General features: G+C 66.0%; 15 protein-coding genes and 1 pseudogene. 9 read left to right on the top strand and 7 right to left on the bottom strand.

Translation table 11 applies throughout. From position 1 onward, the window contains the following. Nucleotides 1-112: 112 nt before the first annotated feature. Nucleotides 113-826: a fimbrial biogenesis chaperone gene (locus WS49_RS10470; RefSeq protein WP_059527540.1), complete on the bottom strand. Its 714-nt coding sequence runs from the start codon at nt 824-826 to the stop codon at nt 113-115. A 6-nt stretch (nt 827-832) separates the two neighbouring features. Next, nucleotides 833-1,369, bottom strand: coding sequence for a Csu type fimbrial protein (locus tag WS49_RS10465; protein ID WP_059527537.1), 537 nt, complete (start codon nt 1,367-1,369; stop codon nt 833-835). A 299-nt stretch (nt 1,370-1,668) separates the two neighbouring features. Here WS49_RS10465 and WS49_RS10460 point away from each other — a divergent pair, with 299 nt between their 5' ends. Beyond that, on the top strand, nt 1,669-2,664 hold the full coding sequence (locus WS49_RS10460; protein WP_059527534.1) for a Csu type fimbrial protein: 996 nt from the start codon (nt 1,669-1,671) through the stop codon (nt 2,662-2,664). Between the two features lie 6 nt (nt 2,665-2,670). Here the strand turns inward: WS49_RS10460 and WS49_RS10455 are convergent, their stop codons facing one another. Beyond that, nucleotides 2,671-3,480: a helix-turn-helix transcriptional regulator gene (locus WS49_RS10455; RefSeq protein WP_059468225.1), complete on the bottom strand. Its 810-nt coding sequence runs from the start codon at nt 3,478-3,480 to the stop codon at nt 2,671-2,673. Between the two features lie 160 nt (nt 3,481-3,640). Between WS49_RS10455 and WS49_RS10450 the strand changes: the two genes are divergently transcribed. Beyond that, nucleotides 3,641-4,393, top strand: a complete 753-nt coding sequence (locus WS49_RS10450) for a class I SAM-dependent methyltransferase (protein ID WP_059527529.1) — start codon at nt 3,641-3,643, stop codon at nt 4,391-4,393. Nucleotides 4,394-4,541: 148 nt separating this feature from the next. On the opposite strand, the gene ppc is transcribed toward WS49_RS10450, so the two are convergent. Beyond that, nucleotides 4,542-7,556: a phosphoenolpyruvate carboxylase gene (gene ppc, locus WS49_RS10445; protein WP_059527526.1), complete on the bottom strand. Its 3,015-nt coding sequence runs from the start codon at nt 7,554-7,556 to the stop codon at nt 4,542-4,544. A 218-nt stretch (nt 7,557-7,774) separates the two neighbouring features. On the opposite strand from ppc, the gene hemC reads away from it, so the two are divergent. The 7 genes and pseudogenes from hemC to WS49_RS34940 all read left to right on the top strand — a co-directional run. Next, nucleotides 7,775-8,776, top strand: a complete 1,002-nt coding sequence (gene hemC / locus WS49_RS10440) for a hydroxymethylbilane synthase (protein ID WP_059527523.1) — start codon at nt 7,775-7,777, stop codon at nt 8,774-8,776. Further along, complete coding sequence (hemDX, locus tag WS49_RS10435) at nt 8,776-10,752, top strand: fused uroporphyrinogen-III synthase HemD/membrane protein HemX (protein WP_059527520.1); 1,977 nt, start codon at nt 8,776-8,778, stop codon at nt 10,750-10,752. Before hemC ends, hemDX begins: the two co-directional genes overlap by 1 nt. A 2-nt stretch (nt 10,753-10,754) precedes the next feature. Beyond that, nucleotides 10,755-11,942 (top strand): heme biosynthesis protein HemY, encoded by a 1,188-nt coding sequence (locus WS49_RS10430; protein ID WP_059527516.1) that lies wholly within the window; start codon nt 10,755-10,757, stop codon nt 11,940-11,942. A gap of 424 nt (nt 11,943-12,366) precedes the next feature. Then, nucleotides 12,367-12,885, top strand: a complete 519-nt coding sequence (locus WS49_RS10425; protein WP_059527513.1) for an Hcp family type VI secretion system effector — start codon at nt 12,367-12,369, stop codon at nt 12,883-12,885. 148 nt (nt 12,886-13,033) lie between these two features. After that, nucleotides 13,034-15,571 carry a peptidoglycan DD-metalloendopeptidase family protein gene (locus tag WS49_RS36030; RefSeq protein WP_059527510.1) on the top strand — a complete coding sequence of 846 codons (2,538 nt, stop codon included), beginning with the start codon at nt 13,034-13,036 and terminating at the stop codon, nt 15,569-15,571. Next, nucleotides 15,568-16,182, top strand: a complete 615-nt coding sequence (locus WS49_RS34945) for a hypothetical protein (protein WP_156441381.1) — start codon at nt 15,568-15,570, stop codon at nt 16,180-16,182. Before WS49_RS36030 ends, WS49_RS34945 begins: the two co-directional genes overlap by 4 nt. A 280-nt stretch (nt 16,183-16,462) precedes the next feature. After that, nucleotides 16,463-17,142: pseudogene (locus tag WS49_RS34940) on the top strand (transposase); the annotation flags it as partial. Between the two features lie 490 nt (nt 17,143-17,632). Here the strand turns inward: WS49_RS34940 and WS49_RS10410 are convergent. The 3 genes from WS49_RS10410 to WS49_RS10400 form a co-directional block, all read right to left on the bottom strand. Next, nucleotides 17,633-18,937: an MFS transporter gene (locus WS49_RS10410; protein ID WP_059527504.1), complete on the bottom strand. Its 1,305-nt coding sequence runs from the start codon at nt 18,935-18,937 to the stop codon at nt 17,633-17,635. A 131-nt stretch (nt 18,938-19,068) separates the two neighbouring features. Continuing rightward, entirely contained in the window at nt 19,069-19,827 is a 759-nt protein-coding gene (locus WS49_RS10405) for an SDR family oxidoreductase (RefSeq protein WP_059527501.1), read from the bottom strand. 75 nt (nt 19,828-19,902) lie between these two features. Beyond that, on the bottom strand, nt 19,903-21,342 hold the full coding sequence (locus WS49_RS10400; protein ID WP_059527496.1) for an aldehyde dehydrogenase family protein: 1,440 nt from the start codon (nt 21,340-21,342) through the stop codon (nt 19,903-19,905). Nucleotides 21,343-21,441: the final 99 nt, after the last annotated feature.

The raw sequence follows: 21,441 nt of genomic DNA, 5'->3' as shown, positions 1-21,441 counted from the left end.
CCGCGAGTGCCAGCACCGCGGCGGCGGGCCGGGCGTATCGGGCGGGGCAGGCAGCCCGGAGGGCCGTGCTCGTTGTCGGAACGGGCAACGTCTTGCGATCCTCCGGCGTGGATCAGGGCGGTGCCAGCCGGGCTTCGACCGGCTGCGCGTTGACGGTCGCCTGGATCCTGACGAACCCGGCCGCGCCCGCGTCCAGCTTGAGCGGCCAGCGTCGCGTGCTGCCCGCGAGCGCATAGCCGAGCAGGCCGCGCGTGACGTCGTGCACGGTGCCGCGCGCGTCGACGAGACGCACCGCGGAAATCTGCGCACGACGTCCGCCGCGGTTGTCGACCGCGAGCCGCGTGCCGGATCCGTCGCGCTCGACGCGCCAGTCGAGGCGTGGCGTTTGCGGTGTGCCGGCGGGCTCGACGAAGATGGGCACGGAATAGCGCAGCCGGATCGTGATGCCGTTCTCGGCCGGCGTGCCGGGCGCGGGCAGTTCGTCGATCAGCACGCGATAGCTTTCCTCGGCGGCCGGCGCGCCGCGTCCCGTGCGTACGAGCCGGATCAACTGCTCGGCGTTCGCGCCGATCTGCAGCAGCGGCGGCGAGGCGGCGAGCGCATCGGTCGGCGTCATCACGTCGTCGCCGTTTTCCTGCGTCCAGCGATAGGCGCGAACCTGGCCGTAGATCGGCTGCCCGCCCGGATTGCTGAGCGTCATGCTCGCCGCGGCCGCCGACGGCGGCAGCTCGATCGTCACGGGCGTGATCTGCAGTGTGGCGGCGCACGTGGCCGCGGACGCCGACGCGACGCACAGCGCGGCCAGGGCGCGCGGGATCGATGCCACGGCGCGTCAGAAGTACACGGTGGCGGTGACGGCGGCCTGGTAGGTGTCCGGCTTCGGCGTCGCTTGCGTCGGCACCTGGCCGTACACGTTCAGCACCTGCGCGGAGCCGGTGCCGGTGCCGCCGACGGTGTCGGTGCCTTGCGTGTTGCCCCAGACCGTCGTGTGGCCCGAGTCCTGGTAGAGCTGGTAGCCGACCGTCGTGCTGGTATTGCCGCTCGTCGTCCCGGCCATCAGCCGGCTGGAGACCGTCGAGCCGCTGACCGAGCCGGCATCGAGTCCGATGTTGTACGGCGTCGAGTTCGAGCAGGTGACGGAGACCGTGGTCTGCTGGTTGATCGCCGCCGTGAGCACGCCGGACGAGCCGAATGCAAGCGGATTCGCGGCGATCGCGCAGTTTGCCTGGATCGTGAGCGTGACGTTGAACTGGGCGGTGGCCGTGCCGTTCGAATAGACTGCGGCAACGGTGACGGGCTGCAGCGCGGGCGCGAATGCGAAGATGGCCGCGAGCGTGGCCGAAAGAATACGACGTCGGGAAGCGTTCATTATGATTATCTCCTGCCGTTCAATGGGGTCGCCCGGCCGCGGAGTGCCTGCCGCGTGGTCTATTGCCGGTCGCCGTAACCGCTCTGTCGTTGGTGGAAGACTACTCCACGGATTCGCTCGCGCGCAATGGAGAAAACGCCGACTCGGAGCGCATTGTCAGGGGTTCGAGATCGATGGCCATCGGCGGTTTTGACATGGATCAAGCAACAGTGCGAATGATCGGTGCTCGGACGGATACCATGAGGGCGCTGCCCGGGCCGGAAGCCGGGTCGAACGGACGGGCATTTTCGGGGGAATGCATGGCGGATCACGGATTCCGCACGGCGCGCCGCTGGTTGCGCGCGCTATCGTGCCTGTTGCTGGTCGTGCTGCTCAGCTTGCCGTGGATGTCGGCCCGCGCGGATTCGTGTTCGGTGACGCCGCCGGTGCCGAGCTTCGGCTCGGTCAGTCCGATTACGCAGCAGGCCTATACGACGAACAGCACGATGACCGTGAGTTGCACGTGGGACACACTGAGCCTGAACACAGGTGTGCTCGTTTGCGTGAACCTCGCCGGCACGAGCCCGCGCTACCTGACCAACGGGGCGAACCAGATGCAGTACGACCTGTATCAGGACTCGGGTTATTCGCAGCCCTGGGGCGCGGTCAGTACCGGCACGACGCCGATATCCGTCTCGTTGACGAAACCCGGGCTCGGCACGTCCGCGAGTACGAACGTGACCATCTACGGCCGCATCGCGGCGAACCAGCCCACCGTGCCGACCGTGAACAATGCCAGCACGGTCTATACGCAGAGCTTCAGCGGCAACCAGGCCGCCTACAGCTACAGTTTTTCGCTGCTCGGCGTGCTGCCGACGCCGTGCGCATCGCAGGCGACGGCGGGCACGATGAGTTTTACCGCCACCGCCACCGTCATCAACAACTGCATCATCAGCGCGACCGGCGTTGCGTTTCCGGCGTCGGGCGTGCTGGCGTCGGCGCTGACCGCGAGCGGCTCGATCAGTGCGCGATGCACGAACGGCGATGCATTCCAGATTGCGTTGAACGGCGGCGCCAGCGGCAGTGTCACTGCACGCACGATGCGACGCACGGGCGGTGGCTCGGTCAGCTATCAGCTCTATCAGGACAGCGCCTTCACGCAACCGTGGGGCGACGGCACCGGCGGCACGACGATGGCGACCGGAACCGGGAGCGGGTTCGCGCAGGCGATCACGATATACGGCCGCGTACCCGCGCAGACGACACCGGCGCCCGGCAACTACAGCGACACCATTACCGCGACGATCAGCTTCTGAACCGCGTCAATCGCGCACGAGCACGACCAGCTTCAGGTCCTCGCGATGCGCGGGCTTCAGCGTGATCTGCTGGTACACGAGGCGGCCGTCGGCCGGATGGTCGAATTCGCGCAGGCCGCCTTCGCGCTCGAACACGTCCTGCGACGCCCAATACTGCGCGAAGGCATCGCTGCCGGCCATCAGTGCGTCGATCAGCGCGCGGGTCGGCGCATCGGCGAGATGGCGGATCGAGTCGGCGCGGAATTCGGCCGCGAGTCGCCGCGCGCGGGTTTCCCAGTCGACGATCAGCGTGCGCGCGGCCGGCGCCATGAACGTGAAGCGCAGCAGGTTGCGGTCGTGTTCGCCGTCGAGCCAGCCCGTGAACAGCGCGGCGGCCGGTGCATTCCATGCGAGCGCGTTCCATTGCCGGTCGAGCACGTAGGCGGGCGTGGCGATCGCGGCGACGGTTGCCGCGAGCGTCGGCGGCAGGTCGCCGGCCGCGACGTCGGGCTCGGCCGGATCGCGCTGCGCGGCCAGTTCGAACAGGTAAGCGCGTTCGGCCTTCGACAGTTGCAGTGCGACGGCGATCCGCGCGAGCGCATCGGCCGACGCCGACACCGGGCGACCCTGCTCGATCCACGTGTACCAGGTGGGGCTGACGCCGCACAGCTGCGCGACTTCCTCGCGCCGCAGCCCCGGCGTGCGGCGGCGCGGGCCGGGCGGCAGGCCGACGGCCTGCGGCGACAGCCGTTCGCGGTGCGCGCGGATGAATTCGCCGAGTGCGCGGGCGGGCGTCGCGTCGAGGGGCGGGGTGGGGGCGGAGGACGGCAGGTTCATGCGGAAACGGCTGAAAAGGGGCGCCGAAGGCGCGAAGGATCAGGCAGGTGTAACAAATACCAGAATAACTGCTTAACTTGTACTGGTACAAGCGCGGCCCTATTGTAGCGATTCGCGCGCTGACAGGCAGCGAGCGCCCCACCCAAAGAAGGAGCGAACGATGAAACACCACGACCAGGTCGCCGACGCATTCGGCACGACGGCCGCCGCCTACCTGACGAGCACGGTCCACGCGACGGGCGCCGATCTGCAGGCGCTGGCCGACGCCGTGCGCGCGACGCCCGACGCCGCGGTGCTCGATCTCGGTTGCGGTGCGGGCCACGCGAGCTTCGCGGTCGCGCCGCACGTGCGCGAGGTGGTCGCATACGATCTCGCGGCGCCGATGCTCGCGACCGTCGACGCCGCCGCGCGCGAGCGCGGGCTCGCGAACATCCGCACGCAGCAGGGGCCGGCCGAACGGCTGCCGTTCGAAGCCGGCACGTTCGACTGGGTGGTCAGCCGGATGAGTGCGCACCATTGGCACGACGTGCGCGCGGCGCTCGCCGAGGTGCGTCGCGTGCTGAAGCCGGGCGGCCGCGTGCTGATGATCGACATCGCAGGCAACGACCATCCGCTGCTCGACACCTATCTGCAGGCCGCCGAAGTGCTGCGCGACGCGTCGCACGTGCGCGACTACCGTGCCGACGAATGGCTCGCGATGTTCCGCGACGCTGGGTTCGACGCGCACGTGCAGAGCCGCTGGCGCTTGCCGATCGATTTCGATACATGGGTCGAGCGGATCCGCACGCCGGCCGACAGCGTCGCGGGCATCCGCGCGCTGTGGGCGCATGCGCCCGACGAGGTGCGCGGCTACTACGCGGTGCGGACGGACGGCTCGTTCGAGCACGACGCGCTGCTGATCGACGCGCAATGAGCGTATGAGGCGACACGGCGGCCGGCGCCGTCGTGCCGCTCCATGAAAAAAAGCCGCGATACGCGTGGTTGCGTATCGCGGCTTTCGTTTTGCGGCTTTCGCTTCGCGATGCCGGCGCGGCGCCGGGCAGGCCCGCGCCGCGCACGGATCAGCCCGTATTGCGCAGGCCGGCCGCGATCCCGTTGATGGTCAGGTGAATCCCGCGGCGCAGCCGCGCGTTCGTGTCGCCCGCGCGGTGACGCTTGATCAGCTCGACCTGCAGGTGGTTCAGCGGATCGAGATACGGGAAGCGGTTCTTGATCGAGCGCGCGAGCAGCGGGTTGGTCGCGAGGCGGCCTGCGTGACCGGTGATTTCCGCGAGCGCCTGCGACGTGCGCTCCCATTCCGCGACGATCCGCTCGAACACGTGCTTGCGCAGCTTGCGGTCGGCGACCAGCTGCGCATAGCGCGACGCGACCGCGAGATCGGTCTTCGCGAGCACCATGTCCATGTTCGACAGCAGATTCGCGAAGAACGGCCAGGTCTTGTTCATCTTCTTCAGCAGCGCGACGCGCTTCGTGCGTTCGGCTGCGTCCTGCGTACCGTCGAGATACGCGCTCACCGCGCTGCCGAAGCCGTACCAGCCCGTCAGCAGCAGCCGGCACTGGCCCCACGAGAAGCCCCACGGAATCGCGCGCAGGTCTTCGATCCTGCGGTGCTTCGGATCCTGCAGCTTGCGCGAGGCCGGACGGCTGCCGATGTTCAGCTCGGCGATCTCGGTGATCGGCGTCGACGAGAAGAAGTAGTCGGTGAAGCCGGGCGTTTCGTAGACGAGCGCGCGATACGACGCCATCGCGGCGTCGGACAGCGTCTGCATCACGGCTTCGAACGCGGGCAGCTGGGCGGGCGCGTTCGATTGCGGCAGCAGCGACGCCTCGAGCGTCGCGGCGACCACCGTCTCGAGATTGCGCCGGCCGATTTCGGGGTTCGCGAACTTGCTCGCGATCACCTCGCCCTGTTCGGTCAGGCGGATCTGGCCGTTCACGGTGCCCGGCGGCTGCGACAGGATCGCCTGGTAAGTCGGGCCGCCGCCGCGGCCGACCGTGCCGCCGCGGCCGTGGAACAGCCGCAGCGTGATCTTGCGTTCGCGGAACAGGTCGACGAGCGCGAGCTCCGCGCGATACAGCTCCCAGTTCGACGTCAGGAAGCCGCCGTCCTTGTTGCTGTCCGAGTAGCCGAGCATCACTTCCTGCTCGGCGCCCTGGTGCGCGATCAGCGCGTCGATGCCCGGCAGTGCGAAGTATTCGCGCATGATGCGCGCGGCGTCGCGCAGGTCGGGGATCGTCTCGAACAGCGGAATCACCATCAGGCCGTTGCGCGCACTGTCGTGAGCGGCGCCGAACGCGCCTTCGAGCAGCCCGGTTTCCTTCTGCAGCAGCAGGACTTCGACGAGGTCGCTGACCGTCTCGGTGTGCGAAATGATGTAGTTGCGTACCGCGCGCGGACCGAACTGCGCACGCACCTCGCGTGCCTTCTCGAACACGCCCAGCTCGCTCTGCGCGAGCGCCGAGTATTCGATGTACGGCGAGCGCAGCGGGCGCGGATCGGCAAGCGCGGCAAGCAGCGCGATCAGCTTGTCGTCCTCGGAGAGCGACGCGTAGTCTGCGTGCACGCCGGCACGCGCGAACAGCTCGGCGACCACGGCTTCGTGGATGTCGGAGCTCTGGCGCAGGTCGATGCTCGCGAGATGGAAGCCGAACACCTCGGCCGCGCGCACGAGCGGTGCGAGGCGCGGCGCGGCGAGCGACGTGCCGTGGTGTTCGTCGAGCGAGGCGGTCAGCACCTTGAGGTCGGCGACGAAGGCCTCGGAATCGGCATACGGCACCGCGCGCACCGGCGGCGCGCCGCGGCCGGCGCTGCGCACGGGCACCGTGCCTTCGCCGAGTCGTACGCGCGCGCTTGCGGCGAGCCGCGTGTAGATGCCGATCAGCGCACGGCGATACGGTTCGTCGACACGGTGCGGCGACTGGTCCGGCGACGCGGCCGCGAGCGCTTTCACCGCGTCGTTCGCGCCGACCAGCAGGTTCGACACCGACAGCTCGGCGCCGAGCTTGTGCACCTGTTCCAGGTAGTGTTCGAGAATCACCGCGGCCTGGCGGTTGATCGCTTCTTCGAGCGTCGGGGCGGTCACGTTCGGGTTGCCGTCGCGGTCGCCGCCGATCCAGCTGCCCATCTGGAAGAACGCGGGCACGCGCGCGGACAGGCCGTGCTCGGCGAGCGCGGCCTCGATGTCGCCGTACAGCGCAGGCAGCTCGTCGAGGAACGTCGCGCGGTAGTACGACAGCGCGTTCTCGATTTCGTCGCCGACCGTCAGGCGCGCGTCGCGCAGCATGCGGGTCTGCCACAGCGCGGTCACGCGCGCGCGCAGCATCGATTCGTTGTACGAGCGTTCGCGCGCCGTCAGCGGCTGGTCGCGCTCGGCGAGCAGGCGCGCGATGTCGTGCTGCGCGTCGAGGATGCTCTTGCGCTGCACTTCGGTCGGGTGCGCGGTCAGCACCGGGACGATCAGCGCATCGTCGAAGAAGCGCTGCAGCAGGCGCTTCGACGCGTTGCCGGTCGTCTTCAGCTGCTCGAGCGCGTACGCGACGGTGCCGGGCTGGGCCGCGGAGCCGGCCAGCGCGTGGATGCGGCGGCGGCGGTTGTGATGGCGGTCTTCCGCGATGTTCGCCAGATGCGAGAAATAGCTGAACGCGCGCACGACGCTCACCGTCTGCTCCGGCGTCAGCTTGCGCAGCTTTTTCTCCAGCGTTTGCGCGGCCTCGCTGTCGTCCTCGCGGCGAAACTTCACCGCCGTCTGGCGAATGGTCTCGACGACGTCGAACACGGTGTCGCCTTCCTGTTCGCGCACCACGTCGCCGAGCAGGCGGCCGAGGTAGCGGATGTCCTCGAACAGCGGGCCGTCCTTGTCCTCGCGCGTGCGGGCGCCGGGCTTCGCCGCGCCGGCCTTGCCGTTGGCCGGGGTGGCGGTCTTGATCGCGCGTTTTGTCTGACGTATCGGGTCTTTCGGTTTCGTTGCCGTTTTCGCACGGCCGTTCGCGGCGGTGGCGATGGAGCCCGTCTGGGCGTCGGAGGAGGGCAAGGCAGCATTGCGGCGCGTCGTACGGGCCGATCCGGAAGACTTCACGATGGGTTTCCTTGGGAAAGCTCGAGTCAAAAGGGACTGCGGGGACTGCGGAAACTACGGGAACTGCGGTCAAGCAACCAGCTACATGCGGCACATCCGCGCATCGGTGTCGCCGCCGGCGCCGAAGCGCGGCGGGCGCAGGCGCCGGGCCCGGGCGGGCCGGGGCGTGCGTGCTACCATTGTTCGATCTTCAATCCCGTCCTTCGATTGTTCCTGCAATGAATTCCGAGATCTCTTCGGCCGGGCCGCGGTCGGCACAAGCCCCCGTGACGCTGACGATTGCTTCGCGCGAGAGTCGCCTGGCGATGTGGCAAGCCGAACATGTGCGTGATGCGCTGCGCAAATTATATCCAGCTTGTGACGTGAAAATCCTCGGGATGACGACCCGTGGCGATCAGATTCTCGACCGCACGCTGTCGAAGGTCGGCGGCAAGGGCCTGTTCGTGAAGGAACTGGAGAATGCGCTCGCCGACGGCCGTGCCGACCTGGCCGTGCATTCGCTGAAGGACGTGCCGATGGCGCTGCCCGACGGCTTCTCGCTCGCCGCGATCATGGAGCGCGAGGATCCGCGCGACGCGTTCGTGTCGAACGACTACGCGTCGCTCGACGCGCTGCCGGCCGGCGCGGTCGTCGGGACGTCGAGCCTGCGCCGCGAGGCGATGCTGCGCGCGCGTTATCCGCACCTGAACGTGCTGCCGCTGCGCGGCAACCTCGACACGCGCCTGTCGAAGCTCGATCGCGGCGACTATGCGGCGATCATTCTCGCGGCCGCGGGCCTGAAGCGCCTTGGCCTCGAAGCGCGAATCCGCGCGCTGATCGGCGTCGAGGACAGCCCGCCGGCCGCCGGCCAGGGCGCGCTCGGCATCGAAATCGCCGCGCATCGCACGGACGTCGCCGGATGGCTCGCGCCGCTGCACGACCCGCGGACCGCGCTCGCGGTCGAGGCCGAGCGGATGGTGTCGCGCGCGCTCGGCGGCAGCTGCGAGGTGCCGCTCGCCGCCCACGCGGTGTGGCGCGCGGGCGAGCTGTACCTGACGGGCCGCGTGTCGACGACCGACGGACAGCGCGTGCTGACCGCGGAGGAGTGCGGTGCCGTCATGACCGTCGCCGATGCGCTCGCGCTCGGCCGCGCGGTGTCCGACGAGCTCGAGGCGCAGGGCGCGCGCGACATCGTCAACGCACTGCTCGCCGGCTCGCAGGCCGGCAAGGGCGACGCCTGATGGCGGGCGGCGCGCGCGCGTTCACCGCCGTCCTGACACGCCCGGACGGTCAGTCGGCCGCGCTTGCGGCCCAACTGGCCGAGGCCGGTTGCGACGTGCTCGAATTCCCGCTGATCGACATCGCGCCGGTCGACGATCCGGCGCCGCTCGACGCCGCGTTCGCGGCGCTTGAGCGTTACGCGCTCGTGATCTTCGTGTCGCCGAACGCGATCGACCGCGCGCTCGCGCAGTACGGCGCGATCTGGCCGAATGCGCTGCCGGTCGGCGTCGTCGGCCCCGGCAGCGTCGCGGCGCTCGAGCGCCACGGCATCGCGGCGCCCACGCATCGCGTGATCGCGCCGCAGGCGCCCGCCGATGGCGGCGTCCCGCATTACGATTCGGAAAGCCTGTTCGCGAGCATCGAGGCCGCGTTCGGCGGCGCGCACGCGCTCGCCGGCCGGCACGTGCTGATCGTGCGCGGCGACGGCGGCCGCGAATGGCTCGCCGAGCGGCTGCGCGAAGCCGGCGCGGAGGTCACGCTGGTCGCCGCGTACCGGCGCGTCGTGCCCGAGCCGCGCATCGGCGCGTGGGAGCGCGTGCATGCGCTGCTCGCCGGCGCGCCGCACGCGTGGCTCGTCACGAGCTCGGAGGGCGTGCGCAACCTGCACGAACTCTCTCGCGCGCATCTGAACGACGCCGAGATCGAGGCGCTGAAGCATGCGCCGCTCGTGACGCCGCATCCGCGCATCGAGCAGACCGCGCGCGCACTGGGTTTTGATAGGATTACGCTGACCGGCGCGGGCGATGAGCGCATCGTCCGCGCGTTTCGAACGATGGCCGACGAGGCCGTCCAACCGGCGACAGCCGCACCGGTGACTAAACGCATGACAGATACCAACGATTCCAAAGGCGTCGCTTCCCAGCCGGCCGCTGCATCCGCACCGCCGTCCACTCCTCCTTATCTCGCGTCCGAACCGCATGCGCGCCGCGGCGGCAGCGCGGCGCTGTGGTTCGTCGTCGTCGTGCTCGGCTGCGCGGCGGGTGTGGGCGGCTACGCGCTGAACCGCAAGGTCGACCGGCTCGACGAGTCGTTCGTCGCGCGCCAGAAGGCGCTCGATGCGCAGACGGCCGAAACCCGCACGAAGACCGAGCAGGCGCTCGCGAGCACGCATCAGGTCGACACGCAGCTTGCGCAGCTCGACGGCAAGCTCGCCGACGCGCAGAGCGCGCAGCAGGCGCTGCAGCAGCAATACCAGGACCTGTCGCGCAACCGCGACGCCTGGATGCTCGAGGAGGTCGATCAGATGCTGTCGAGCGCGAGCCAGCAACTGCAGCTGACGGGGAACACGCAACTCGCGCTGATCGCGCTGCAGAATGCCGATGCGCGCCTCGCGACGTCGCAGAGCGCGCAGGCCGTGACGGTGCGCAAGGCGCTCGCGCAGGACATCGAGAAGCTGAAGGCCGCACCGTCGGCCGACCTTACGGGCCTCGCGATCAAGCTCGACGACGCGATCGCGAAGATCGACGCGCTGCCGCTGTCCGGCGAGGCGATCGTCCCGCATGCGGCACCGAAGGCCGTGCTGGCCGACGCTGCTTCGTCGGCCGCGGCCGTGGCCGGCGAGCCGCGCTGGAAGGTGTGGTGGCATGACTTCTCGGCCGGGCTCGGTCAGCAGTTGAAGGGCCTCGTGCAGGTGCGCCGGATCGACAACGCCGACGCGATGCTCGCATCGCCGGACCAGGGCTACTTCGTACGCGAGAACGTGAAGCTGCGCCTGCTCACCGCGCGGCTGTCGCTGCTCGCGCGCAATGACGGCGCGATGAAGGCCGACCTGCATGCGGCGCAGGCGTCGCTCGGCAAGTATTTCGACCAGGCATCGAGGGACACGCAAACCGTCGAGGATCTGCTCAAGCAGGTCGACGGCGCATCGCTGACGGTCGCGGTGCCGAACCTGAACACGAGCCTGAACGCCGTTCAGCAGTTCAAGAGCCGGGGGTAACGATGACGCTTCGAGGAATCGTCTGGCTCGCGATCCTGTTCGCGATCGCCGCGGCACTCGCCACCGTCGGCCATTTCGACGCGGGGCAGGTGCTGCTCGTCTATCCGCCGTACCGGGTCGACGTGTCGCTGAACCTGTTCGTGATCTCCATCGTCGTGTTGTTCATCGTCGTGTACGCGCTGCTGCGCATCGTGCGCAACATCTGGCGCATGCCGCAGCGGGTCGCCGCATATCGTGCGCGCTCGCGCAACGAGAAGGCACAGGCGTCGCTGCGCGATGCGATCGCGAACCTGTATGCAGGCCGCTTCTCGCGCGCCGAGAAGGCCGCGCGCGACGCGCTCGCGGTCGATGCGAACCAGGGCGCCGCGAGTCTCGTCGCGGCGACCGCCGCGCACCGGATGCACGAGTACACGCGCCGCGACGACTGGCTGTCGAAGGTCGACGCGCCGGAATGGCAGGATGCACGGCTGCTTGCCGCGGCCGACATGCGCGCGGATGCGCGCGATGCCGACGGTGCGCTCGCCGCGCTGGCCGACCTGCAGGCGGGCGGCAAGCGCATTCATGCCCAGCAGGTCGCGCTGCGCGCACAGCAGCAGTTGAAGAACTGGGCCGAGGTGCTGAAGCTCGCGAAGGCGCTCGAGAAGCGCGAGGCGCTGCATCCGGCCGCGGCCGTGCGGCTGCGCCAGCAGGCGGCGGAGAATCTGCTGCGCGAACGCCGGCACGACCCGGACGCGCTCCTCGAGGTGTGGCAGTCGCTGTCGCCGCTCGAGCGCCAGTCGCCGCGCCTGGCCGATCTCGCGGCCGACCTGCTGGTGACGCTCGAGCGCCGCACCGAAGCGCGCCGCATCGTCGAGGAAGCGCTCGCGCACAACTGGGATGCGCGCCTCCTGCGCCGCTATCCGGACACGGCCGGCGGCGACGCGTTGCCGCTGATCCAGAAGGCCGAAGGATGGAAGAAGGATCACCCGGAGGATGCCGACCTGCTGTTCGCGCTCGGCCGTCTCTGCCAGCAGCAGCAGCTGTGGGGCAAGGCGCAGTCGTTCCTCGAAGCCGCGCTGAAGCAGGCCGACAACGAGGCGCTGAAGGTGCGTGCGCACCGTGCGCTCGCTCGCCTGTTCGAGCATCTCGGCGAAACCGACAAGGCGGCCAAGCATTACCGCGAAAGCGCGCTCGCGATTACTGTGGTCTGATGCAGGCTGCGGCCGCTTGCTGCAAGCGGCACGCAAACTAGCGAAAAAATGCCCCGAAGGCCGAATGGCCTTTGGGGCATTTTTTCGTGCTCCAGTGACGCACGCGTTCGCGATTGCTTTGATGATCGGGCCATTCGTGGCCCGGTCGGGCCAAAAATGGCCCGATAAATCTCTTTTATTTTCAATTGGTTGGTTTTGGGCGGGCCACGAATGGCCCGATTTCCCCTCGGGAAAATCAATTTTCCCGGCTTCGTTTTCTTCGTCGTTCGTTCGACATGTCGCGTTTCGTCACTAATGGTTTGATATTAAAGGATTAAATCCCCATACGCGGAAGTTGGCATGGCAATTGCCTTAGCAAAGCAGTCATCACCGATGGCAACACGGTCAGAGGGCCGTGTCGGTTCCAACAACAAGGACTGCATTCATGCCGACTCCCGCTTATATCAGCATCCAGGGCAAGACCCAGGGCAACATCACGCAGGGCGCCTTCACCGCCGACTCCGTAGGCAACGTCTATCAGGAAGGCCACGAAGACCAGATCCTGGTGCAGGAAGTCGAACACCTGATCGCCACCCCGACCGACCCGCAGAGCGGCCAGCCGTCGGGCCAGCGTGTGCACAAGCCGTTCATCTTCACCTCGCCGCTCAACAAGGCCACGCCGCTGCTGTACCAGGCCCTGGCCTCCGGTGAAATGTTGCCCGAGGTGGAAGTGAAGTGGTACCGCACCTCCACCGAGGGCAAGCAGGAGCACTTCTTTACCACCAAGCTCGAAGACGCCACCATCGTCAACATCAACACGGTGCTGCCGCATGCGCAGGATGCCAGCAAGGCCGAGTACACCCAGCTGGTGAAGGTGGCCATGGCTTACCGCAAGATCACCTGGACCCACGCGATCGCCGGCACCGAAGCCTCGGACGACTGGCGCAAGCCCCAGGAAGCCTAAGCCTGGGTCACCGTGCGGCCGGCGCTTGCGCCGGTCGCTCAACTCAGCATGTAGAGCACCGGCCCGATAACGGGCTGGTAAGGAATGCTCATGGTTGATCGAACTGACCTGCGCTTTACCTTCTCCGAGTAGCCCCAGGAGCCCACCCATGCTCATCAGCTTTCCTTTCTTGCGCGTGCCCAAACCGCGGACCGACGACGACCAGAACGACGGGACATTCGGCTTGGGGGAAAAGAGCGGCAAAGGCACCTTCCCCGTCAGTCACCAGTTCGGCTGGCACGGCGGTGTGCATCTGGTGGCGCCGGGCGGCGACGCGAATCCAGAGCCGGTACGTGCCATCGCCGATGGCGAAGTCGTGTTCGCCCGCCCCAGCGCACCCAAGCCGAAGCAAACGCCAAGCGAGGCAGAACGCGACGCCAACCCCCTATACTACTACGCCGGCTGGACCAGCAACGGCGTCGTCATCCTTAAGCACCGGACCGAAATCGGCGACGGCGTCGAGGTGGTCTTTTACTCGATCTACCAGCACCTGAGCACCGTGGCGAACAAGCCGGGCACGCAGGAGGCGTTGAAGTCGGGCACCAAGGTGTATCGCAAGGATCCGATCGGTCAGGCCGGCGACATCTACGGTAAGCCTAACCGCGTCCACTTCGAAGTCGTCGCGGACGAAGCGAACGTGGCAAAGCTGATGGGGCGCAGCAAAGGCAAGCTACGGGGTAACGAAGGGCGGCGAAACTGCGTCTGGGGCGACATGCACATCGTGGTTCCCGCCGGCACGCCCCTGTACGCGACCAACCCACGCTTCGAAACCCGGAAATATGTGGTGCGGGCCTTCAATTCCGCCGTAGGCGCGGCCAACGATACGCTCGAAAGCGTCGCGCAGCGCTTCCGCACCACGCCGGAGCGCATCCTCGCGCTCAATGGTAAGAAGGCCACGGAGGCGAGCACTTGGTGGTCGAAGGTCACCGGCGCACGACAAAGGGCCACACAGCCAAACTCCCGGCTCACGGGCGCACAGCGTACCATCCGCGTGCCCGCGGTCTACGGGGCGGCGGTCGCGACGCCGCCCGATGATTTGACCGCCGAGGTGTGGGCGCAGTGGACAGTGCAGCCGGTTGGCCGAACCAAGGAAGCACTGATCGTCACCCTGAGCGAGGCGCGCGGCGACATTACCGTGACCACGCGCGGCGCCAGCGGCGAGCGCAGGGGCCGCAGTTCTGAGGCCAAAGGAGGCTATAACCTCTACAAGACTGCGACAGATACCTACCCCGGATGCCCAAGCGCAGGCTATGAGATGCTGCGCTTCGGTCGTATCCTGGGTCCGGACGCGCCCGGTGCCGCAGATCTGCACGAAGGCCGTCTGCCGCATTTCCGCAAGATCGCCATCGACGCGAACACCGCCGCCTTCGTCAACCTCAACTGCGCGGGCGTCAAGGTGTACAGCGACGCTGACTTTCCGCACTGGCAGGGTTGGACTTTTATCGATGACGACACCGACGGCAATAGCCGTTGCGACTCGAGGCAACTGCTCGACCTGATCGAGTCGACGGCACCCACACTTCACCTCGCCCCGGGCTTGCCCAGCCCTGGCGAAGTGGCGCACGGCGCTACCGATGCCGTTACCCAATATCGTGGCCGACTGATCCGCGCCTACGCCAAGGCGCAGACGGGTGAAATGCGCGAGCGCTTAAGCTACTGCGTGGTCAAGATGCCCAGCGAATGGGTGCGGGACGACTTCGACAAACGCTGGGGCTGGCTGAAAGGCACCGAAGGCGAGCCCGCTGTTGCAAACATTGTGTTCCCGAGGTCCCTGGACGATCCGGCGTACGAAAGGCTCAAACGCCATCATGAGGCACTGGCGTTTTGGGAGGAGGCGGTGGAGAGAGGGCTGACGCTGGATAAAGAGCATTATCACTTTCATCCAACGCGATTCATCAACACGTTCAATAAGTGCAAGTGGATAAGCAAGGAAGAGCTCGCGCGAATTTATCCGGACCATTTATATAATCTCAGGGAAGTACCCGAGCCAAACGCGGTACGTGAAAAGTATCGCTTGGCATTGAATTGTGTGATGTTGAAGTATGCCGTCACTACGCCGACAAGGATGGCTCACTATTTGGGCCAAGGAGCATTGGAGTCAGGTCTGCTTGCGCGAATGGTAGAGGCGTCGAACACACAGTTTTACGCAAGCCTTCAATTGGAAAGTAATGGCTATTACAACAACCCCCTTGATACCTACTTTCATTACCTTGATGGGCGGTTGGGGAACGTTGATTCCGGCGATGGCATAAAATACCGAGGGCGCGGCATGAAACAGCTTACAGGGCGAGTGAATTATGCCAATTATTGGGTCTATCGTGGTTGGCTCGCACTTGGCTCATTTGACGCGTCATGGTGGAGTAAGGCGTCTTTGCGTCGCCCCATAATCACTGATCCACAGCGTATTAGCATCGTGCCATTCAACTGCATTGATGCGGGTGGGTGGTATTGGACCGCAGGCGCCGCCAGCAACAGCTTTAAGACGATAAACGCGGCTATCGTTGAGAATTCGATTTCCGATCAGGATGTGTTTAATGTATCGAGGGCTATTAATGGGTTGAATGGGAGAACGAAAAATCCCAATGGGCTGGATCAGAGAATTGCGCACACAAAGAGAATCGCCAAGATAATTATGGATCAAATATGAAGCCGAGGCGATCTCTGTTGCTTGCGTGCCTCTTTGTATGGACATTCGACTCTACGGCCGGCGAGCTTGAGTTGGGTGGCGGTGTTGCTATCGAATTACCGGGCTACGCCCATCGGCGGATGTCATTCGATGGATCGACGTGTGTTGATGTTGAGAAGAAAGGATTTTCCTTTGTGACGTGTTTCTCGGAGAGACGGCTGAGCGAATCTGCCAGGGATAATGGATTCGAAAAATACTCTGATCTTTCGTCTGAAAATAAAGGCCGGATACAATCGCTGCCATCCGAAGCGTATGTCTATGTAATGGGTGGTTCTTATGGTTGGCTCTATCCAGCGACGCATAAGAGGCTGGGCAAATTCGATGTATATGAGGTTGATAATGTGTTGTGTCGCGATGATTCGCCAGGTTTAGGGCAACCTGCCACATGCTATGCGGCAGCCTTGTCGCCACTCGTCATCAGAAACCTGTCGCTATCCATTTATATCGACGCCATTATTGATGAACCTGCTATCCCAGGAAACAAAATTAGTGCCAAGGCAAAATGTCGCGTCGAATCCATTCGTGCGTTTATTGGAACACTTAAAATTCGTGCGAGAAACGAGGGGCGGTGAGGGTAGAACGGAATTCGCCTCGACGGACGACCGATGAGGAAGTGAATATGAAAAGCTGTGTCTCGGCCTCCTTCGCATGGTGGCACATTCGAAGATATTAAAATTCCGATGATCCCGCTGAGACAGGGCGCGTTATGGCTTTCATTCGAAGGGTTTTGTTCGTGTTTTCAAGAAGTATGGGTGGCTTTATAAAGCCGAGTGACCCTGACCCAAGAAATAGTCCGGTTCAAAAGTAGAGAAATTCGGCATGATGTGTCCAAGCGGACACGAAGGCCATGCCATGAAGACGAGCAAGTTTACGGAAGAGCAGATCGCATTTGCCCTGAAGCAAGCCGAGCCGGGTACGAAGGTCGAGGAGATCTGCCGCAAACTCGGAATAAGCGAGGCGACTTTCTACAATTGGAAGAAGAAATTCGGAGGGTTGGGGCCTTCTGAACTGCGCCGCTTGCGCCAGCTCGAAGAGGAAAACGCGAAGCTGAAGCGGCTCGTGGCGGACCTGAGCCTGGACAAGGCCATGCTGCAGGACGTACTCGCAAAAAAGCTCTGAAGCCTGCCCGTCGGCGCATGTTGATCGATGAATTGCGTGATCGCTATCGAACCAGCCTGATGAAGACTTGCGCGTTGTTTGGCATGTCTCGTTCGCTGTATCGGTATCAGTCGGTTGCGCGTGATTCGTCGGCGCGGCTCATGCGTATCAAGGAAATCACCGCCACGCGCGTGCACTATGGGTATCGGCGCGTTCACGGGGTCCTGCGACGGGAAGGCTGGCGAGATAACTGCAAGCGCGTCTACAGGCTGGATCGGGCGGAGGGCCTTTCACTGCGGCATAAGCGGCCACGACGTAACAAATCGGCTCGGCTGCGACAGCCCAAGCATATCGTGACCGCGATCAACCAAATCTGGAGCATGGATTTCGTTGCGGATGCACTGTTCGACGGGAGACGTCTACGGACACTGACCGGTTCACCCGAAGTGGATGGCGATGAGTAGCGTGGCTCAGAAGAACGGGGCCAGAAAAATGGCATCACCTTCACTTTCTATAATGAATATTGGGCGTTCAGAGGTCGGGAGATTGATGAGAGACTTAAATTACGGCTGTGATCGGCTGTCGATGAAGTACAGAGAACGCGCGACAACGCGCACGTGACCGACGCCAATATCCGACTACCGGCAAACGTGATCGCGTTGCGCGATGCGGTCGCAACGGAGCCTGACAACGCGACCCAGAGTGCTGCGGCGTGTTGGTCTTGGATGGGGGCATCTCAATATGCCGATGAAACGACTCCTTTGCAGAGAGACGTTGTGTTCGCATCGCATATCTCAGTGCGGTCGATTCCCCCCTGACGGAAAATGTCAGGGGGTAGCTGCGGGCGCCGTACCGTCTGCGTCACGTCGCAAGGAATGGCAACGACCCGTTCTCCCGAGTCGTTGTACGGATTCGCGTTGCGCATCACCTGTCGACAAGCCGCTTCGGCACCGACAGCGCAAGCAGTCCGCCGAGCACGAGGAACCCGGCGAGCATGTACATGCCCGCGTCGTTGGCGCCCGTCGCCTGCTTGAGCCAGCCCATCATGTACGGGCTCAGGAAGCCCGCGAGGTTGCCGATCGAATTGATCATCGCGATGCCCGCTGCAGCGGCCGCACCGCCGAGGAACGCGGTCGGCAGGCTCCAGAACAGCGGCAGCGTCGTCAGGATGCCCATCGTCGCGAGCGTGAGGCCGAGCATCGCGAGCGCCGTCTGGTGCGCCCAGATCACCGACAGCACGAGCCCGAGCGCGCCGAACGCGGCCGGAATCGCGAGGTGCCAGCGTCGTTCGCGGCGCTTGTCCGCGCTGTGCGCGATCAGGATCATCGCGACCACCGCCGCCGCATACGGAACCGCCGACAGCAGGCCGATCATGAACGTGTCGGTCACGCCGGTCGCCTTGATGATCGTCGGCAGCCAGAAGCCGACGCCGTACAGCCCCATCACGAACGAGAAGTAGATGAGCGCCATCAGCCACACGCGCGGGCTCGCCATCACCGCGCCGAGCGGCAGGTCTTCCTTCGTTGCTTCTTCCGCGTCGACGTTGCGCGCGAGCAGCGCCTTTTCGTCGTCGGTGAGCCATTTGGCCTTCGCGATCCGGTCGTCGAGCGCGAAGAACACGAGCACGCCGGCCAGCACCGACGGGATCCCTTCGAGCAGGAACAGCCATTGCCAGCCGTGCCAGCCGCTCACGCCGTTGAACGCCTTCAGGATGAAGCCGGAGATCGGCCCGCCGATCACGCCGGACAACGCGACTGCCGTCATGAAGAACGTCGTCATCCGGCCGCGCCGGTGCGCGGGATACCAGTAGGTGAGGTACAGGATCACGCCGGGGAAGAAGCCGGCTTCGGCGACGCCGAGCAGGAAGCGCATCACGTAGAACATCGCGGGCGTCGTGACGAACATCGTCAGGATCGAGATCACGCCCCACGTCGCCATGATGCGCGCGATCCAGACGCGCGCGCCGACCTTGTGCAGGATGATGTTGCTCGGCACTTCGAACAGGAAGTAGCCGAAGAAGAAAATCCCGGCGCCCAGCCCGTAGACCGTGTCGCTGAGATTCAGGTCGCTCGCCATCTGCAGCTTCGCGAAGCCGACGTTCACGCGGTCGAGATACGCGACCACGTAGCACAGCAGCAGGAGCGGCGTGAGCCGCCAGGACACCTTGCGGTAGGTTGCTTCCTCGAATGCGCCGGACGAGCCCGGCAGCGACTGCGTCGATGTTGCCATGTTGTCTCCAGTTCTTGTCGTGGTCCGGACCTGGGGCGTCGGCGCCCGATCCGGTGTCGTGCGAAGCAATGATGATGCTTGGATACGGCGCAGGCCGGCGATGCCGGTGCGCGCAATTCACGGCGGTGCGGCTAGATGCAGCGCCCGCCGTCGACTTCGAGGCAGACGCCGGTGATGAACTCGGCTTCGTCGGATGCAAGGTACAGCGCCGCGTTCGCAATGTCCTGCGGCGTCGAAAAGCGGCCGAGCGGAATCGTCGCCAGGAACCGGCGGCGATTCTCCGGCGTGTCCTCGCAGCCCATGAACTCGGTCATCAGGCCCGTCTCGCCGAGCACCGGGTTGATGCAGTTCACGCGGATCCGGTCGGCGCCGAGCTCGGCTGCGAGCGACTTGCTCGCGGTGATCATCGCGCCCTTCGTGCTGTTGTACCAGACGAGGCCCGGGCGCGGCCGCACGCCGGCCGTCGACGCGACGTTCACGAACACGCCGCCGCCCTGGGTGCGGAAATATGGCACGAAGGTCTGCACGCTCCAGAACAGGCTCTTCATGTTGACGGCATACACGCGGTCGAACTCGGCTTCCGTCACGTCGAGCACCGGCTTGTTGCGGTGCGTGGTGCCGGCGTTGTTCACGACGATCTGCACCGAATGGAAATCGTCGAGCGCGGCTTGCAGCAGCGCGCGCCAGTCGGTGTCCTTCGACACGTCGCCCGCGACCGCGATCGCCTTGCCGCCCGCCAGCGCGATCTCGCTCGCGACGCGCTCGGCCGCCGCGCCGTTCAGGTCGTTGACGACGACGTTCGCGCCTTCTCGCGCATAGGTCTTCGCGATGCCCTCGCCGAAGCCCGAACCGCCGCCCGTGACGATGGCCGTCTTGCCGCTCAGCCGCATGATGTGTCTCCTGTGTTGGAAGCGTGCGTGGTGTTTCGGTGCGCGGCCGGTCGTCGCCGGCCGCGTTCGTCCGGTTCAGCCGTGCCGGATCGCGATCGTCTTCAGCGCGGTGAAGCCGTACAGCGCCTCGAAGCCTTTCTCGCGACCATGCCCCGAGTGGCCGACGCCGCCGAACGGCAGCTCGACGCCGCCGCCCGCGCCGTAGTTGTTGATGAACACCTGGCCCGCGCGCAGGCGGCGCGCGAGACGCAGCTGGCGTGCGCCGTCGCGGGTCCAGATGCCGGCGACGAGGCCGTACGGCGTGCCGTTCGCGAGCGCAACCGCTTCGTCTTCGTCGACGAAGCGCATTGCGGCAAGCACCGGGCCGAACACTTCTTCCTGCGCGAGGCGATGCGACGGCGGCACGTCGCGCAGCAGGGCGGGGGCCTGATAGAAGCCGCTTTCGGGCGCCTCGGCGACGACCTGGCCGTGCGCGGCCATCGGAATGCCGTCGTGCTGCGCGTCGGACAGGAAATCCCACACGCGCTGCTGCTGCTTCGCGTTGATCAGCGGGCCGCAGTCGAGATCCGCGCGGCTCGGGCCGACCCGCAGCCCGTTGAAGGCGGTGGCGAGCCGTTCGACGAGCGGCTCGTACACCGCGCGCTCGATCAGCACGCGGCTGCCGGCCGAGCAGGTCTGCCCGCCGTTCTGCACGATCGCCGACACGAGCACGGGCAGCGCCGCGTCGAGATCGGCGTCGGCGAATACGATCTGCGGCGACTTGCCGCCGAGCTCGAGCGTGACGGGGACATGATTCTCCGCCGCCATCTGCGTGACCAGCTTGCCGGTTGCGGGCGAGCCGGTGAACGAGATGTGGTCGATGCCGGGATGGCGCGCGAGCGCGGCGCCTGCTTCATGGCCGTAGCCGGTGACGACGTTCAGCGCACCGGACGGCAGCCCGGCTTCGGCGGCCAGCTCGGCCACGCGCAGCACGGACAGGCACGCATCCTCGGCCGGTTTCACGACGCATGCGTTGCCGGCCGCGAGCGCCGCGCCGACGCTGCGCCCGAAGATCTGCATCGGGTAGTTCCACGGCACGATGTGGCCGGTGACGCCGTGCGGCTCGCGCACCGTGAGCACCGTGTAGCCGGCCTGATAGGGGAGGGTCTCGCCGTGCAGCTTGTCGGCGGCGCCCGCGTAGAACTCGAAGTAGCGCGCGAGCGCGGCGGCGTCGGCACGCGCCTGCTTCAGCGGCTTGCCGGTGTCGCGCGCCTCGATCGCGGCGAGTTCCTCGAGGTGGTCGGCGACGCGCGCGGACAGCCGCATCAGCACGCGGCCGCGCTCGGCGGCGCTCGCCGCGCCCCACGGGCCCGCGAACGCGTCGCGGGCCGCGGCGACCGCGCGCTCGATGTCGGGCGCGGTGCCGCGCGCGATCGTCGCGAACGGCTGACCGTCGGATGGGTCGACGACCGGAATCGTCTCCAGTTGCGCGGGCAGCGTCCATTCGCCCGCGATGAAGTGCTTCGCCTCTTCCATGCCTGCTCCTGTCGACCCGGGTTGGCGCTTCGGCGCTTGCTCGGGTCCCATGCAAATCTGTTGGTGCTTCAGCGGTTACGCGGATCCCATGCAACGTCG

It is taken from the genome of Burkholderia sp. RF7-non_BP4, assembly GCF_001521935.1.
In the GTDB taxonomy this organism is placed as follows: domain Bacteria; phylum Pseudomonadota; class Gammaproteobacteria; order Burkholderiales; family Burkholderiaceae; genus Burkholderia; species Burkholderia diffusa.
This window is presented reverse-complemented; position numbering and strand designations above follow the sequence as displayed.

Excerpts from the sequence above, each read along its gene's own strand:
- WS49_RS10465 (WP_059527537.1), bottom strand. The coding sequence starts at position 1,369 with ATGAACGCTTCCCGACGTCGTATTCTTTCGGCCACGCTCGCGGCCATC.
- WS49_RS10425 (WP_059527513.1), top strand. The coding sequence starts at position 12,367 with ATGCCGACTCCCGCTTATATCAGCATCCAGGGCAAGACCCAGGGCAAC.
- WS49_RS34945 (WP_156441381.1), top strand. The coding sequence starts at position 15,568 with ATGAAGCCGAGGCGATCTCTGTTGCTTGCGTGCCTCTTTGTATGGACA.
- WS49_RS10430 (WP_059527516.1), top strand. The coding sequence starts at position 10,755 with ATGACGCTTCGAGGAATCGTCTGGCTCGCGATCCTGTTCGCGATCGCC.
- WS49_RS10455 (WP_059468225.1), bottom strand. The coding sequence starts at position 3,480 with ATGAACCTGCCGTCCTCCGCCCCCACCCCGCCCCTCGACGCGACGCCC.
- WS49_RS10460 (WP_059527534.1), top strand. The coding sequence starts at position 1,669 with ATGGCGGATCACGGATTCCGCACGGCGCGCCGCTGGTTGCGCGCGCTA.
- WS49_RS10410 (WP_059527504.1), bottom strand. The coding sequence starts at position 18,937 with ATGGCAACATCGACGCAGTCGCTGCCGGGCTCGTCCGGCGCATTCGAG.
- hemDX (WP_059527520.1), top strand. The coding sequence starts at position 8,776 with ATGGCGGGCGGCGCGCGCGCGTTCACCGCCGTCCTGACACGCCCGGAC.
- WS49_RS36030 (WP_059527510.1), top strand. The coding sequence starts at position 13,034 with ATGCTCATCAGCTTTCCTTTCTTGCGCGTGCCCAAACCGCGGACCGAC.
- hemC (WP_059527523.1), top strand. The coding sequence starts at position 7,775 with ATGAATTCCGAGATCTCTTCGGCCGGGCCGCGGTCGGCACAAGCCCCC.
- WS49_RS10400 (WP_059527496.1), bottom strand. The coding sequence starts at position 21,342 with ATGGAAGAGGCGAAGCACTTCATCGCGGGCGAATGGACGCTGCCCGCG.
- WS49_RS10450 (WP_059527529.1), top strand. The coding sequence starts at position 3,641 with ATGAAACACCACGACCAGGTCGCCGACGCATTCGGCACGACGGCCGCC.
- WS49_RS10405 (WP_059527501.1), bottom strand. The coding sequence starts at position 19,827 with ATGCGGCTGAGCGGCAAGACGGCCATCGTCACGGGCGGCGGTTCGGGC.